Origin of the sequence: Lentzea sp. NPDC042327 (assembly GCF_040647275.1) — a bacterium.
Lineage (GTDB): Bacteria > Actinomycetota > Actinomycetes > Mycobacteriales > Pseudonocardiaceae > Lentzea.
On record NZ_JBEZBX010000015.1, the window covers coordinates 135807 to 148023 of the forward strand.

The following is a 12217-nucleotide window of genomic DNA, read 5'->3' on the forward strand; positions in this document are numbered from 1 at the left end:
ACCGGGAGCACAACAGAAGAAGGAGATGATCATGGCGGCAACCCTGCACCGCCTCCGGTCATGGCTGGGCGCGGCACTGGTGGCGGCGACGCTGCCGATGGCGGCGATCAGCGCGGCCGAAGCAGCTCCGACCCCTCCGGTGACCGACGGCGAGCTCGGCGCGCAGATCGTCGGCGGCACGCGCGCCAGCACGTCCACCTACCCCTTCGTCGTGTACCTGGCCACCAGCAGCGGTTTCCAGTACTGCGGCGGCACCCTGGTCGCGCCCAACAAGGTCGTCACCGCGGCGCACTGCACCGAGGGCGACTCGGCCTCGGCGGTGCGGGTGGTGGCCGGCCGCGACGACAAGAACTCCACCGCGGGCACCGTCGCCCGCGTCACGCGCATCTGGATCCACCCCAGCTACACCGACGTGACCCGCGGCTACGACGTCTCGGTGCTCACGCTCGACCGCAACCTCAGCCAGACCCCGATCAAGTTCGCCACCTCCGCCGACAGCGCCCTGTACGCGGCCGGCACCAGCTCCACGATCCTCGGCTGGGGCACCACCTCCAGCGGCGGTTCGGCCTCGCGCTACCTGCTCAAGGCCACCGTGCCGCTGACCAGCAGCTCCAGCTGCAGCAGCTCGTACGGCAGCGACTTCAACGCCACGCACATGGTCTGCGCCGGGTACGCGCAGGGCGGCACGGACACCTGCCAGGGCGACTCCGGTGGCCCGCTGGTGGCGGGCGGCAAGCTGATCGGCATCACGTCGTGGGGTGAGGGCTGCGCGTCCGCGGGCTACCCCGGCGTGTACGCGCGCGTCTCCACCTACGCCACGCAGATCCAGCAGCAGATCAACTCCTAGCTCACCCCGAGAACGCCGGAAGGGGTTGCTGCGACGGCGGAGCAACCCCTTCCGGCCCTCGTTCCGTCCTGGTGGCATGAACGGCAGAAAGCTGTTGGCCGGCGCCGCCGTCGTGGCCGTGACCGGGGTCTGTGCGAGCTCCGCCGTGCGGGACGAGACCTTCCCCGCGCCGATCGTCGACCACGGCCCGGTGCGCCTGGTCGCGTACGACTCCTGCGAGGGCGCGGTGGAGGAGCTGCGCTCCGCCATGGCCCCCTACGTCACGGCGTTCGGGCTGGGCGGGAGGCGGAACTTCCCGCTGACCGCCGCCGAGGGCATGGCCGCGGACTCCTCGGCCGGTGTCGCGCAACGCGAGGCCGTGCCGAAGGCCGCCACACCGCCCGCCGAGCAGCAGGGCCACTCCACGACGAACGTCCACGAGAAGGGCGTCGACGAGCCGGACCTCGTGAAGACGGACGGAAGGCGCGTCATCTCCATCGCCGACGGCAAGCTGCGCGTCGTCGACGTCGCGAGCCGCTCCCTGTCCGGCACGCTCGACCTCGGCGACCGGCACGCCACGCAGCTGCTGGTGTCCGGCGACCGCGCTTTGCTGGTGGTGCAGAACCCGGTTCCCATCCACGACGCCGGCTTCGCACCCGACGCCCGCCCGTACCCGCCCGGGGCGCTGGAGGGCAGCGAGATCGTGCTCGTGGACCTCAAGGCGCTCAAGGAGATCGGCAGCCTCAAGACCGACGGCGGCTACCTCGACGCCCGCCAGGTCGGCGGCACCGCCCGCGTCGTCGTCCGCTCCTCGCCGCGCCTGCCGTGGGTCTACCCGGACCAGACGACGAACGACGCGGGTGCGTTGCGGCGCAACCGGGAGATCCTGCAGAACGAGCCGATCACGTCCTGGCTGCCGCGCTACGAGCTCGTCCAGGACGGCGCGAAGACCAGCGGCACCCTGGTCGACTGCGCGAACGTCAGCCACCCCGCGGTGCACGCGGCGTCGTCGATGCTGACCGTGCTGACGTTCGAGCTGTCCGGCCGGCTGGGCACCGGTCAGCCGGTGTCGATCGTGGCCGACGGCGACACCGTCTACGGCACCGACCGCACCCTCTACATCGCCGACGACCACCGGCTGCTGCCCGAGCTGCCGGACCGGCCGGGCGTCGCGCGCCCGGTCACCACGGCGATCCACCAGTTCGACATCGGCCAGGCGGGCCCGCCGAAGCACGTCGCGTCCGGTGAGGTCCCCGGCACGCTGCTGAACCAGTACTCGCTGTCCGAGCACGAGGGCGTGCTGCGCGTCGCGACGACCTCGGGCACCACGTCGCGGTGCTGCTGGCGGGCAGGCGACGCCGGGAGCCCGCAGCCCCCGCCCACCCAGAGCGCCGTCACGACGCTGCGCCGCGACGGCGACAAGCTGGCCCAGGTCGGCCGGGTCGACGGGCTCGGCAAGGGCGAACGCATCTACAGCGTCCGCTTCATCGGCCGCACCGGCTACGTCGTCACGTTCCGCCAGACCGACCCGCTCTACACGCTCGACCTCAGCGACCCGGTGCGGCCCAGGGTGACCGGCGAGCTGAAGATCACCGGTTTCTCCGCCTACCTGCACCCCGCGGGCGACGGCAGGCTGATCGGCGTCGGCCAGGAGGCGACCGAGCAGGGCCGCACGACCGGCACCCAGGTGTCGCTGTTCGACGTCCGCAACCCCGCGGCACCGCAGCGGCTCGCCCAGTTCCACCTGCCGGACTCCAGCTCCGAGGCGCAGTACGACCCGCACGCGTTCCTGTTCTGGCCGCAGGACGGCACGCTCGTGGTCCCGGTGACGACCTACAGGTCGGCCCAGAACGCCACCTCCGTCGTGCTCAGGGTCGACGGCGACCAGCTGCGCGACACCGGCCGCATCACCGAACCGCAGACGCAGCAGTACGGCGGAGCGCGGCGCACCATCGTGATCGGCGACCAGCTGTGGTCGGTGTCGGCCGCGGGCGTGCAGGTCGTCGCGCGCAACGGGCTCGCGCAGCAGGCCTGGCTGCCGTTCTGACCGTTCCGAGCGAGCGCCCTAGGCGACGTACCCCGGTCCCGCCGGTCCGACCGGTCCGGCGGGCCGCACCGCCTGCTCACCCGACAGCAGCCGGTGCGACAGCACGGTCCCACCGGCCATCGCCGCCGGGATCACGACGAGCGCGGCCAGCGGGATCAGGCACAGCAGGTAGGTGGGCACCGCGAAGCCGAGCACGAGCGAACGGCGGGTGGCGAGCAGCTTGCGGCGCTGCTTGAACGTCCGGCCGCGGCGCGTGAACGGGATGCCGGTGAGCTCGATGCCCAGCAGGTAGCCGTTGATGCACACGGCGAGCACCGGGATCAGCGTCTGCCCGACGATCGGGATGAACCCGCCGAGGAACAGCGGGACCGCGAACAGGACCGAGGTGCCGACCAGCAGCAGCGTGCCGCGCAACCCGACCACGAACCCGCGCCAGAACCCGACCTGCTCCGCCTCGGGTACACCACCGAGCTCGTCCTCGACCTCCTCGGCGATGTACTCGTAGAACGGGCCGCCGATCATCAGCGTGATGGCGGTGAACAGCAGCACGCTCAACCCGAGCGCCGCCACGACGACGGAGATGCCGACGGCGACCTCGACGACGCCGCGCGAGGTCTCGCTCCACGAGTCCGCGAACCCGGTGAGCCACCCGGCGACCGAGTCGATGTTGGTGAACAGAAGGGTCCAGCCGGTGATCATCAGCACCGCGGTGAGCACCGCGGGCAGCGCCCCGACCAGCACCCGCTTGGGCGAGCTGAACACCAGCCGGAAGCCGCGCAGGAGCAGTCCGAAACCGGCACCGAAGTCCTTGATCACGCGCACGAGGGTAGTCGGCCCGCCCCGGCGGGAGGCGCCGGATGCGGGACGAAGGGTGCGTTCGGGACCTTTTCGAGACCGCGGGGCCGCTCAGGCCGACGCGATGCAGGCGGTCCCGATCCGGCGGAACCCGACCCGCTCGTACACGCGGGCGACCTCCTCGCTGGCCGCCGACAGGAACACCAGGCCGGCACCCCGGTCCAGGGCGTCGCGTGCGAGCGCCGCCGTGACCGCACCGCCGAGACCGCGGCGCCGTGCCGCGGGCAGCGTGCCGACCCCGACGACCTCCACCACGTCACCGGCCCGTTGCGCGGTGCCGACCGCGAGCACGCCCTCACCCGGCAGGTCGGCCACGGCGTGCCGGTGCCGGGTGTCCGCCGAGGTGGTTCCCGCCTCCGCCAGCGCCGCGTCCCGTTCGGCCGCACCGGTCTCGCCTGCGGCGGTGCCCGGTGAGGAGAACGCCAGCGCCGCCACCGCGGTGACCTCGGCCGGTCGTGTGCCCAGGACGCGGACGTGCGGGTGCGGCTCCGGCAGGCGGGCCGGGTCGAGCACCAGCAGCGGCGCCTGCAGCACGTCCATCCCCGCCTCCCGCGCCACGGCCAGCAGGTCCGGTGTCGTCTCGTGCACCCACTCCAGCGCTTCCGGCACGCCCAGCGACCGCTGGCGCTCCCGCACCGCGAGCACGTCGGCCACCGACGGGCGCCCGTCGGGGAACCGCGGCCGCGCGTAGTACGGGTAGCCGTCGCCCGCCTGGAGGAACAGCGTCAGCTCGCCGTGTTCCTCAACGCGAGATCCCGGTCGGGCCACAGAGTCGTAAAATCGTTCAAGAACGTCCCACACGGCTGATCACGCTAGCTACCTTTGGCGGTATGACGCACCGCTTTTCCCGTCTCGCCACCGCGGTCCTCGCTCTGCTGCTGGTGCTGACGGCGTGCGGTGACGACCGGCAGGACCGGTTCGCGAGCCCCGGCGCGCCGAAGACCTCGCCCAGCGGCAAGTTCGTCGCGCACGCCGAGAGCGCGAGCGAGGTGCGGGTGACCGACCGCAACGGCGGTGACGTGTTCCGCAAGTCCTACGAGTACGCCACCAGCCACCGGGCCGACGGCATCGGCGTGGTGTGGCTGTCATCGGCGGACCAGCTGTGGGTGGTGGTGCCCAACGACGGCACCGAGCGCATCGAGGCCGGCCCGGACGGCGAGTGGCGTGCGACGAAGGCCGAGCTACCCCGGGAGATCTCGCGGCTCGGGTGAGGCCTTCTCCGGGTCCTCGCCCTGCTCGATGCGGCGGCCGCGTTCCAGCTCCGCGTCGAACTCGGCGCCCAGCAGCACCGCGATGTTCGAGATCCACAGCCACACCAGGAAGACGATCACGCCACCGAGCGAGCCGTAGGTCTTGTTGTAGGACGCGAAGTTCGCCACGTAGATCGCGAAACCGACGGTCGCGAGCGCCCACAGCACGATCGCGAGCAGGCTGCCCGGCGTGACCCAGCGGAAGCCCGGCTGCCGCACGTTCGGCGCCGCCCAGTAGAGCACCGCGAACGCGAGGCTCACCAGCAGCAGGATCACCGGCCACTTCACGACGTCCCACACGGTGACGACCGCGTCGCCCAGACCCAGCCAGTCGCCGACGGTGTCCGCGACCCCGCCGGTCAGCACCAGCGCGCCGAGGGTGAGCGAGATCAGTACGACCGAGCCGAGGGTGAGCCCGAGCCGCAACGGCACGAGCTTCCAGAACGGCCGGCCCTCCTGCACGTCGTACATGGCGTTGCAGGCCCGCATGAACGCACCGAGGTACCCCGACGCCGTCCACAGCGCCGTCAGCAGGGCGACGATGCCGAGCACGCTGGCGGCGTTCTGGCTGTTCTGCAGCTCCTGGATCGACGACTTGATCAGGTCGCCGGCCTCGCCGGGCGCCACCTCGTCGACGTACTTCAGCAGCTCCTGCGTCGTCGTCTCACCGAGCAGCGCGAGCACCGACGTGAGGACGATCAGACCGGGGAACAGCGACAGCACCGCGTAGTAGGTGAGCGCTGCCGCCCAGTCGGTCAGGTTGTCGTCGTTGAACTCTTTGACCGTGCGCTTGAGAACGCCCCACCAAGCGCCCTTGGGCAGCTTGGCGGGGCTCTTCGGGGCTTTACCTGCGGGCACGGCGCCGCCAGCTCAACGATCGCGTACCCGTGCCGACACCGGCGAGGTGCAGCGCGACCAGCAACAGGCCGAGCGTCACCAGCGTGTTCAGCGTGACGACGCTGCCGAGCGAGATCTTCGCGAGATCGAACAGCAGGGCGAGGCCGAACGCCACTGCGGCGGCTATTGCCAGCATGTGATCCTCCACCTCATGGGTCGATGTGAGCTGCGGATACCCACTCGACCGGTGGTGAACCACACCGTTCGGAGCAATGGTCGTGCCATGATCCGCACATGGATGTCCAGCGCTGGCACGCGGCAGCGGTTCCGTGGTGGGTGACCAAGGCAGGGCTGGTCGGCGGCTGGGTGCTCGCGTTCGTCGTCTCCGGTGCGGCGGGGGAGGCTCCGTGCACGACGGCGCGGCCCTGCCTGCCCGACCCGCTGTTCGCGCTCGCCGTGGTGCCGTTGCTGGCGGCACCGCTGCTGTTGCTGTTCGGCCGCGTGCTCACCGGGTGCGCGATGGGCGTGCTGTTCGGTGTCATGGAGCTCGCGCTCGACAACGACCCGACGGCGAACATCGCGTTCGGGCTGCACGCGGCGGCCTGCGCGGTCGTCGCGGCGTTGACGGTCCGGTCACGTGCGGACCAGCGCCAGGCGGCGGGCCCGGTGGTGGTGACCCTGCCGGACATGCCGCCACCGCGCGGGGTGCTGCGCATCGTCGCCGTTCTGCTGGTGCTGTTCGGTTTCCTCACGTTCGTGCAGTACGACCTGAGCTCCGACGAGGTCGCCGGGCACGTGGCGCAGGCCAGCCGGGTCGACGCCGAGGTGGTCGAGGTCAAGGACGCCTACCAGGTGTGGGTGGAGCTGCCGGAGGGGCAGCGGACGGCGTTCGAACCGCTCGCCGCCGACAGCTACCAGGTGGGCGACAAGGTGCCGGTGCTCGCGGACGGCCCGTGGGTGCGGATGGTCGCCGAGCCGGAGGACGTCACCTGGTGGCTCACGCTCGGCGGTGCCGCGGTGTTCTTCGCAATCATGCTCGCAGCGCGGGAACGGCGCCGCCGCTCGCTGTGGACCGGCCCGGTCACGGCGGTGCGGGTGCAGGCGCACCCGCTGACCGTGCGCCGGATTCTGTTGCGGTACAACAGGGAAGACGTCGCCACCGTCGCGGTGATGACCGACCTCGGGCTGGACGAGCCGCTGTACCACGACACCGAGGAGTTCGGCGCGGTGTGGCGGGGCGAGGAGCCGCCGCCGGCGCAGCACGAGCCGGCGGAGGTCGTGATCGCGGGCGAGTGGCACCACGGCGGGCAGGTCGCGGTCGTGGTCGAGGGCGAGGTCCTGGCGACCACCACGCTGACCCGCGTGCGGCCGCGGCACATCGTCCACAGTGCACACCTGCCCGGCGAACCGGTCACCGGGACCGCGCAGGTCGAGCTGCCGCACGCCATCTGGCCGGGTGACCGCAGACTGGTCGAGGGCGTGGTGCTGGCGCTGGCCGCCGTGGGGGCACTGGTCGCGGTGCACCACTACCCGGACTGGGTCGTGCTCGGACTGCTGGGCATGCAGTGCGCGGTGTCGGCGGTGACCCGGTTCCAGCCGCTGCTGCGCCTGGACGCCGGCGCGGTCGTGCTCTACACCGGGATCTGGAGCTACCGCGTGCCGTGGCAGCAGCTGCACGGCGTGCGCCGGTCAGGCCCGCAGCTGATGCTCGCGTTCGGCCCGACCGGCGACGTGATCACGACACCGCAGCTGCCCGACCCCGAGGCGGGCGAGAAGGTGATGGGGGCGCGGTCGCGCGCGTTGATCGCCTTCCACCGGCACGAGAACGTGACGCGCAAGCTGAACGCGTCGCTGTTCGTCGGCCTCGGCTACATCGGGTTGTTCTTCTTCGTCTGACTCAACGCAGTCGTGCGACGGCCTTGAGTAGACGGTCCACATCGGACTCGTCGTTGTACGGGCCGATGCCCGCGCGCACAGCGCCCTTGTCGCCGAGGCCGAGCCACCGCGAGCACTCCAGCGCGTAGAAATGGCCGGCCGGCGCGTTGACGCCCTCGGCGCCGAGCCTGCGGTACACCTCGGCGGGCTCCAGGCCGTCGACCGAGAACAGCACCGTCGGCGTGCGGTTCGCCGCCTTGCTGTAGACGCGGGCACCGAGCTCCAGCAGCCCGTTCTCCAACTGGTCGCGCAGCTTCAGCTCGTGCTCCTCCAAACCGTCGAGGGTGCGCATGAACTCCACGGCGGCGGTCGTGCCGGCCAGCAGTTCGTAGGGGAGCGTGCCGAGCTCGAACCGTTCCGGCACGGTGTTCGTCGAGGGCAGCAGCTTGTCCGGCCGCAGCGTCTCCAGCAGCTCCGGTGCCGCCGCGAGCACCCCCAGGTGCGGGCCGAGGAACTTGTAGGGCGAGCACACGAAGAAGTCGGCGTCGAGCTCCTCGACGTCCACCGGCACGTGCGGGGTGTAGTGCACGCCGTCGACGAAGACGAACGCGGCCATCTCGTGCGCGGCGTTCGCGATGGCCTGGATGTCGGGCCGGGTGCCGAGCAGGTTCGACGCCGCCGTGACCGCCACGACCCGCGTGCGGTCCGACAGCAGGTTCGTCACCGCCTCCACCGGCAGCTCACCGGTGGCCCGGTCGAACGGCGCCCACCGCACCGTGGCCCGTGCCGCCTCGGCCGCCTGCACCCACGGCCGGATGTTCGCGTCGTGGTCCATCCTGGTCACGACGATCTCGTCGCCCGGCCGCCAGTTCTTCGCGAGCGTGCGGGCCAGGTCGTAGGTCAGCTGGGTCATGCTGCGGCCGAACACGATGCTGCCGGCGTTGAGGAACTCGGCCATCGTGCGGCGCGCCGTCCGCACGACCTCCTCGGCCCTGCGCTCGGCCGCCGTGACCGAACCCCGGTTCGACACGGCGCTGAGCAGCGTGTCGCGGACGGCGTCGGCGACGACGTCCGGCACCTGCGACCCGCCGGGGCCGTCGAAGTGCGCGGCGCCCTCCCGCAGGGCCGGGAAGTGGGAGCGGACTCGGGCGACGTCGTAAGCCATGCCCTCATGGTGCGGCAGCACCCAGGAAACGGGAAAGGATCAACCGGAGGGTCGTCACCTGTTCGGCCGGGTCGAAGTCCGGGTCGACGAGCCGCGTGTAGAGGACGTCGACCAGGCCCTGCGCCCAGCTCGCGGCGGTCCGCGCGCTCACCGGCAGCACCACCTGGCCCTCGTCGTGGGCCCGCTGCAGCAGCGCGGCGAGCTCGTCGCGCACCACCACCTCGTTGCGGCTGATCAGCGCGGACAGCTCCGGGTCGCGGCTCGCCTGCGCCACGACCTCCAGCACCAGACCGGCCACCACGCGGTCCATGGCCGGTGCGGCGAGGTGCTCGACGACCAGCTGCACGCCCTCCCACGGCGTGAGCGCGCGCGCCTGTGCGAACACCTCGGCGTTGTCCTGGCCGTCCTGCTCGAAGATCTCCTCGAAGATCGCGCGCTTGGTGGGGAAGTAGTGGAACAGGCTGCCCGTGCTGATGCCCGCCCGCCGGCAGATGTCCGCGACGGTCGTGCGTTCGAAGCCCTTCTCGGCGAACAGGCCGGCCGCGGTGTCGGTGATGTGCCGTTTCTTCCGCGCGTGCTTCGCCGGGTCTACGGTGCGCACCGGTAGTACTGCCTCTTCTTCTTGTCCTTGACGCAGACGCCGCGTTTGCGGACCTCCCGCGCCAGCTCGGCGGCCTCGCCGTGCTCGTACCGCGTGATCGCCTTCTTGCGTGCGGCCAGCAGCGCGTTCACGTCCGGCGGCAGGCCGGGCGTGTCCTCCACCCACAGCCGGAAGTCGTCGGCGAACGGGTCGGCGTCGCGCCACCGGTAGCCCTGGCCGGTGAACGCCTGTTCCAGCCTGCTCGCGGAGATGTCCGTGCTCTCCCGGGCCAGCTCGGCGCCGTTCGTTCCCAGCAGCACCAGCTGCCTGCCCTCGCTGAACGCGGACTCGACCTCGGCGCGGGTGAACTCGAAGCTCCTGTCGTCCCTGTGGAGCGCGACCCGGTCGTGCCCGACGTCCACGGACAGCATGTCCGCGGCCCAGATCAGCGCGAACACGAACCCGAGCCCCGCGCCGACCACGGGCGCACCGATCGTCACCCACGGCTCGGGAAGCTCCGTGACCAGCCTGAACACCCCTTGGAAGGGGAACCAGCTCAGGTCGGCCACCCAGTTCGCCGCCAGCTTCAGCCCCCAGACCGCGGCGGCACCGATGGCCGGGCACAGCACCCACATGCCGTACCGGACCGCCGCGGTCTCCTGCACCGTCGTCATGCGCCCAATACTATATCGAGCGCTCGGTTTATGAATGTCGTGGTGCTTTCAGGGCGGTGGTTGTCCGCAAGCGGTCTTAGCGTCCGGGCATGGACTGGAACAAGGAGCTGACCGACCAGCTCGACTGGCACTGGCGCCACCAGCTGCGCGCACGGCTCGACGGGCTGATCGACGACGAGTACTTCTGGGAGCCCGTGCCCGGCGCGTGGACGGTGCACCGTGACGGGTCGATCGACTGGGAGCACCCCGTGCCGGAACCCGCGCCGGTCACGACGATCGCGTGGCGGATGGCCCACGTCGTCGTCGGAGTGCTCAACGCCCGTTCGGCGGCGCACTTCGGCGGACCGCCGGCCGACTACCTGACCTGGTCGTACGCGACGACCGCCGACGAGGCGCTGCGGCAGCTCGACGAGGCCTTCGCGCGGTGGCAGGCGGGGGCGGCGAAGGCGGACCTGACGGTGCCGTGCGGTCCGGCGGAGCCGTTCCCGGACCTGCCGTTCGGTGCGCTCGTGCTGCACATCAACCGCGAGTTCATCCACCACGCCGCAGAGATCGCGCTGCTGCGCGACCTGTACCTCCGCCGGTAGTCACCACAAGGTGCCTACTTACTAATAGTTTGCGCTAACTGCATGATGATCCCCGTCGAGAGCATCGAAGGGGAGAACATGCGAGTCATCACGCAGAAGACCGTCGGCGACGCGTCCGTGCTGGAGGTCGCGGAGGTGCCGCGCCCGGTGCCCGGTCCGGGTCAGGTGCTGGTCCAGGTGGGTGCGGCGGGCGTCAACCCGGTCGACACCTACGTCCGCGCCGGCGGGTTCCCCGCGCTCGGGGAGCCGCCGTTCACGCTCGGGTGGGACGTCGCGGGGACGGTCGTGGAGCTGGGGGACGGCGCCGAGGGGTTCGCGGTCGGGGACGACGTGTTCGGGCTGCTGCCGTTCCCCGGCGCCGGCGGCGGGTACGCCGAGCACGTCGTGGCCGACGCCGCCGACCTGGCGCCGCGGCCGTCGTGGCTGACCGTCGAACAGGCGGGCGCGGTGCCGATGGTGGCGCTGACGGCGTGGCAGGCCCTGATCGGACGAGGCGGTCTGTCGGCTGGCCAGACCATTCTGGTCCACGCGGCCGCGGGCGGCGTCGGGCACGTGGCGGTCCAGCTCGCCAAGGCGCGCGGCGCGCACGTGATCGGCACGGCGTCGGCGGCCAAGCACGACTTCCTGCGTTCGCTCGGCGTGGACGAGGTCATCGACTACCGGCACGAGGACTTCACCGCGATCGACCCGGTCGACGTGGTGTTCGACACGATCGGTGGCGCGTACGCCGAGCGGTCCGCCTCCGTGCTGAAGCCCGGCGGGGTGCTGGTGTCGATCATCCCGGGCAACCCGGGGTTCTCCGCCGAGCGCGCGGCCGAGCTCGGAGTGCGGTTCGAGCTGTTCGAGAGCGTGTCGGCGTCGGGTGCCGACCTCGCGGCACTGCCCCCGCTGCGGGTCCGGCTCGAGCACGTCGTACCGCTCGCGGAGGCCGCGAAGGCGCACGAACTGGTCGAGTCGAAGCGCACCACCGGCAAGGTCGTCCTGGTGCCGTGACACTGCGTTTACCGTCCGTTGACCCACAGCCCTGATCGTGTGCACAACATCCACACGATCGGGGAGTGCGAATGGCACGGTGGAGTCCGCTTGCGTTAGTCATCGGCTTGTTGGCGGCGGTCGGCCTGTACGGGGCGACTGCCGCGACCGCGGCAGCACCGCTCACCGTCGCGCAGGCGATCAGCCAGCAGAACGGGTCGTCCGCGACGGTCAGGGGATACGTCGTCGGCCAGCCCACCGCGACCACCACCGTCGTCCGCTCCGGGTTCCCCAGCGACTACGCGCTCGCACTGGCCGACACGGCGGCCGAGACCGGCACGTCGCGCATGGTCTACGTGCAGGTCCCGTCGTCGTTCCGGTCCGCGTGGGGCCTGAAGACGACCCCGTCGCTCATGGGCCGGCTCGTCGACGTGACGGGCTCGTTGAGCGCGTACTTCTCGCACGCCGGCCTGACCTCGTCCACGGCGTTCGCGTTCGCCGGCACCACGACACCGCCGCCGACCTCGACGACAACGACGACTTCGCCGC

13 protein-coding genes and 1 pseudogene are annotated in these 12217 nt (G+C 71.4%); 7 read left to right on the forward strand and 7 right to left on the reverse strand.

Annotation, left to right across the window (positions count from 1 at the left end; genetic code table 11):
- Window positions 1–31 precede the first annotated feature (31 nt).
- Window positions 32–847, forward strand: a complete 816-nt coding sequence (locus AB0A63_RS31915) for a serine protease (protein ID WP_360397747.1) — start codon at window positions 32–34, stop codon at window positions 845–847.
- A 76-nt stretch (window positions 848–923) separates the two neighbouring features.
- Window positions 924–2873, forward strand: a complete 1950-nt coding sequence (locus tag AB0A63_RS31920) for a beta-propeller domain-containing protein (RefSeq protein ID WP_360397749.1) — start codon at window positions 924–926, stop codon at window positions 2871–2873.
- A gap of 18 nt (window positions 2874–2891) precedes the next feature.
- Here the strand turns inward: AB0A63_RS31920 and AB0A63_RS31925 are convergent, their stop codons facing one another.
- Both AB0A63_RS31925 and AB0A63_RS31930 read right to left on the reverse strand, forming a co-directional pair.
- Complete coding sequence (locus AB0A63_RS31925) at window positions 2892–3689, reverse strand: EI24 domain-containing protein (RefSeq protein WP_360397751.1); 798 nt, start codon at window positions 3687–3689, stop codon at window positions 2892–2894.
- 90 nt (window positions 3690–3779) lie between these two features.
- Window positions 3780–4496, reverse strand: a complete 717-nt coding sequence (locus tag AB0A63_RS31930) for a GNAT family N-acetyltransferase (protein ID WP_360397753.1) — start codon at window positions 4494–4496, stop codon at window positions 3780–3782.
- Window positions 4497–4558: 62 nt separating this feature from the next.
- Here AB0A63_RS31930 and AB0A63_RS31935 point away from each other — a divergent pair, with 62 nt between their 5' ends.
- Window positions 4559–4939 (forward strand): hypothetical protein, encoded by a 381-nt coding sequence (locus AB0A63_RS31935; protein ID WP_360397755.1) that lies wholly within the window; start codon window positions 4559–4561, stop codon window positions 4937–4939.
- On the opposite strand, the gene AB0A63_RS31940 is transcribed toward AB0A63_RS31935, so the two are convergent.
- Window positions 4910–5836, reverse strand: coding sequence for a YihY/virulence factor BrkB family protein (locus tag AB0A63_RS31940; RefSeq protein WP_360397757.1), 927 nt, complete (start codon window positions 5834–5836; stop codon window positions 4910–4912). The two genes, AB0A63_RS31935 and AB0A63_RS31940, sit on opposite strands and share 30 nt — an antisense overlap.
- Complete coding sequence (locus AB0A63_RS31945; RefSeq protein WP_360397759.1) at window positions 5823–6011, reverse strand: hypothetical protein; 189 nt, start codon at window positions 6009–6011, stop codon at window positions 5823–5825. The genes AB0A63_RS31940 and AB0A63_RS31945 overlap by 14 nt, the downstream gene beginning before the upstream one ends.
- A gap of 98 nt (window positions 6012–6109) precedes the next feature.
- Between AB0A63_RS31945 and AB0A63_RS31950 the strand changes: the two genes are divergently transcribed.
- Window positions 6110–7711 (forward strand): hypothetical protein, encoded by a 1602-nt coding sequence (locus tag AB0A63_RS31950; protein WP_360397761.1) that lies wholly within the window; start codon window positions 6110–6112, stop codon window positions 7709–7711.
- A 1-nt stretch (window position 7712) separates the two neighbouring features.
- Here AB0A63_RS31950 and AB0A63_RS31955 read toward each other — a convergent pair whose 3' ends face one another.
- From AB0A63_RS31955 to AB0A63_RS31965, 3 genes are read right to left on the reverse strand one after another with little or no spacing between them, the layout of a single operon-like run.
- Window positions 7713–8855, reverse strand: coding sequence for a cysteine desulfurase-like protein (locus AB0A63_RS31955; RefSeq protein ID WP_360397763.1), 1143 nt, complete (start codon window positions 8853–8855; stop codon window positions 7713–7715).
- A 4-nt stretch (window positions 8856–8859) separates the two neighbouring features.
- The gene (locus tag AB0A63_RS31960; protein WP_360397765.1) at window positions 8860–9456 is read right to left on the reverse strand and encodes a TetR/AcrR family transcriptional regulator; all 597 of its coding nucleotides are present in this window, start codon (window positions 9454–9456) and stop codon (window positions 8860–8862) included.
- Complete coding sequence (locus AB0A63_RS31965; RefSeq protein ID WP_360397767.1) at window positions 9444–10109, reverse strand: hypothetical protein; 666 nt, start codon at window positions 10107–10109, stop codon at window positions 9444–9446. The genes AB0A63_RS31960 and AB0A63_RS31965 overlap by 13 nt, the downstream gene beginning before the upstream one ends.
- A gap of 89 nt (window positions 10110–10198) precedes the next feature.
- On the opposite strand from AB0A63_RS31965, the gene AB0A63_RS31970 reads away from it, so the two are divergent.
- The 3 genes and pseudogenes from AB0A63_RS31970 to AB0A63_RS31980 all read left to right on the forward strand — a co-directional run.
- Entirely contained in the window at window positions 10199–10696 is a 498-nt protein-coding gene (locus AB0A63_RS31970; RefSeq protein ID WP_360397769.1) for a DinB family protein, read from the forward strand.
- Between the two features lie 42 nt (window positions 10697–10738).
- Window positions 10739–11689 carry an NADP-dependent oxidoreductase gene (locus tag AB0A63_RS31975; protein WP_360397771.1) on the forward strand — a complete coding sequence of 317 codons (951 nt, stop codon included), beginning with the start codon at window positions 10739–10741 and terminating at the stop codon, window positions 11687–11689.
- A gap of 71 nt (window positions 11690–11760) precedes the next feature.
- A pseudogene (locus tag AB0A63_RS31980) lies at window positions 11761–12153 on the forward strand (DUF6359 domain-containing protein); the annotation flags it as partial.
- Window positions 12154–12217 lie beyond the last annotated feature (64 nt).

Excerpts from the sequence above, each read along its gene's own strand:
- AB0A63_RS31920 (WP_360397749.1), top strand. The coding sequence starts at position 924 with ATGAACGGCAGAAAGCTGTTGGCCGGCGCCGCCGTCGTGGCCGTGACC.
- AB0A63_RS31975 (WP_360397771.1), top strand. The coding sequence starts at position 10,739 with ATGATGATCCCCGTCGAGAGCATCGAAGGGGAGAACATGCGAGTCATC.
- AB0A63_RS31970 (WP_360397769.1), top strand. The coding sequence starts at position 10,199 with ATGGACTGGAACAAGGAGCTGACCGACCAGCTCGACTGGCACTGGCGC.
- AB0A63_RS31950 (WP_360397761.1), top strand. The coding sequence starts at position 6,110 with ATGGATGTCCAGCGCTGGCACGCGGCAGCGGTTCCGTGGTGGGTGACC.
- AB0A63_RS31945 (WP_360397759.1), bottom strand. The coding sequence starts at position 6,011 with ATGCTGGCAATAGCCGCCGCAGTGGCGTTCGGCCTCGCCCTGCTGTTC.
- AB0A63_RS31965 (WP_360397767.1), bottom strand. The coding sequence starts at position 10,109 with ATGACGACGGTGCAGGAGACCGCGGCGGTCCGGTACGGCATGTGGGTG.
- AB0A63_RS31935 (WP_360397755.1), top strand. The coding sequence starts at position 4,559 with ATGACGCACCGCTTTTCCCGTCTCGCCACCGCGGTCCTCGCTCTGCTG.
- AB0A63_RS31915 (WP_360397747.1), top strand. The coding sequence starts at position 32 with ATGGCGGCAACCCTGCACCGCCTCCGGTCATGGCTGGGCGCGGCACTG.
- AB0A63_RS31955 (WP_360397763.1), bottom strand. The coding sequence starts at position 8,855 with ATGGCTTACGACGTCGCCCGAGTCCGCTCCCACTTCCCGGCCCTGCGG.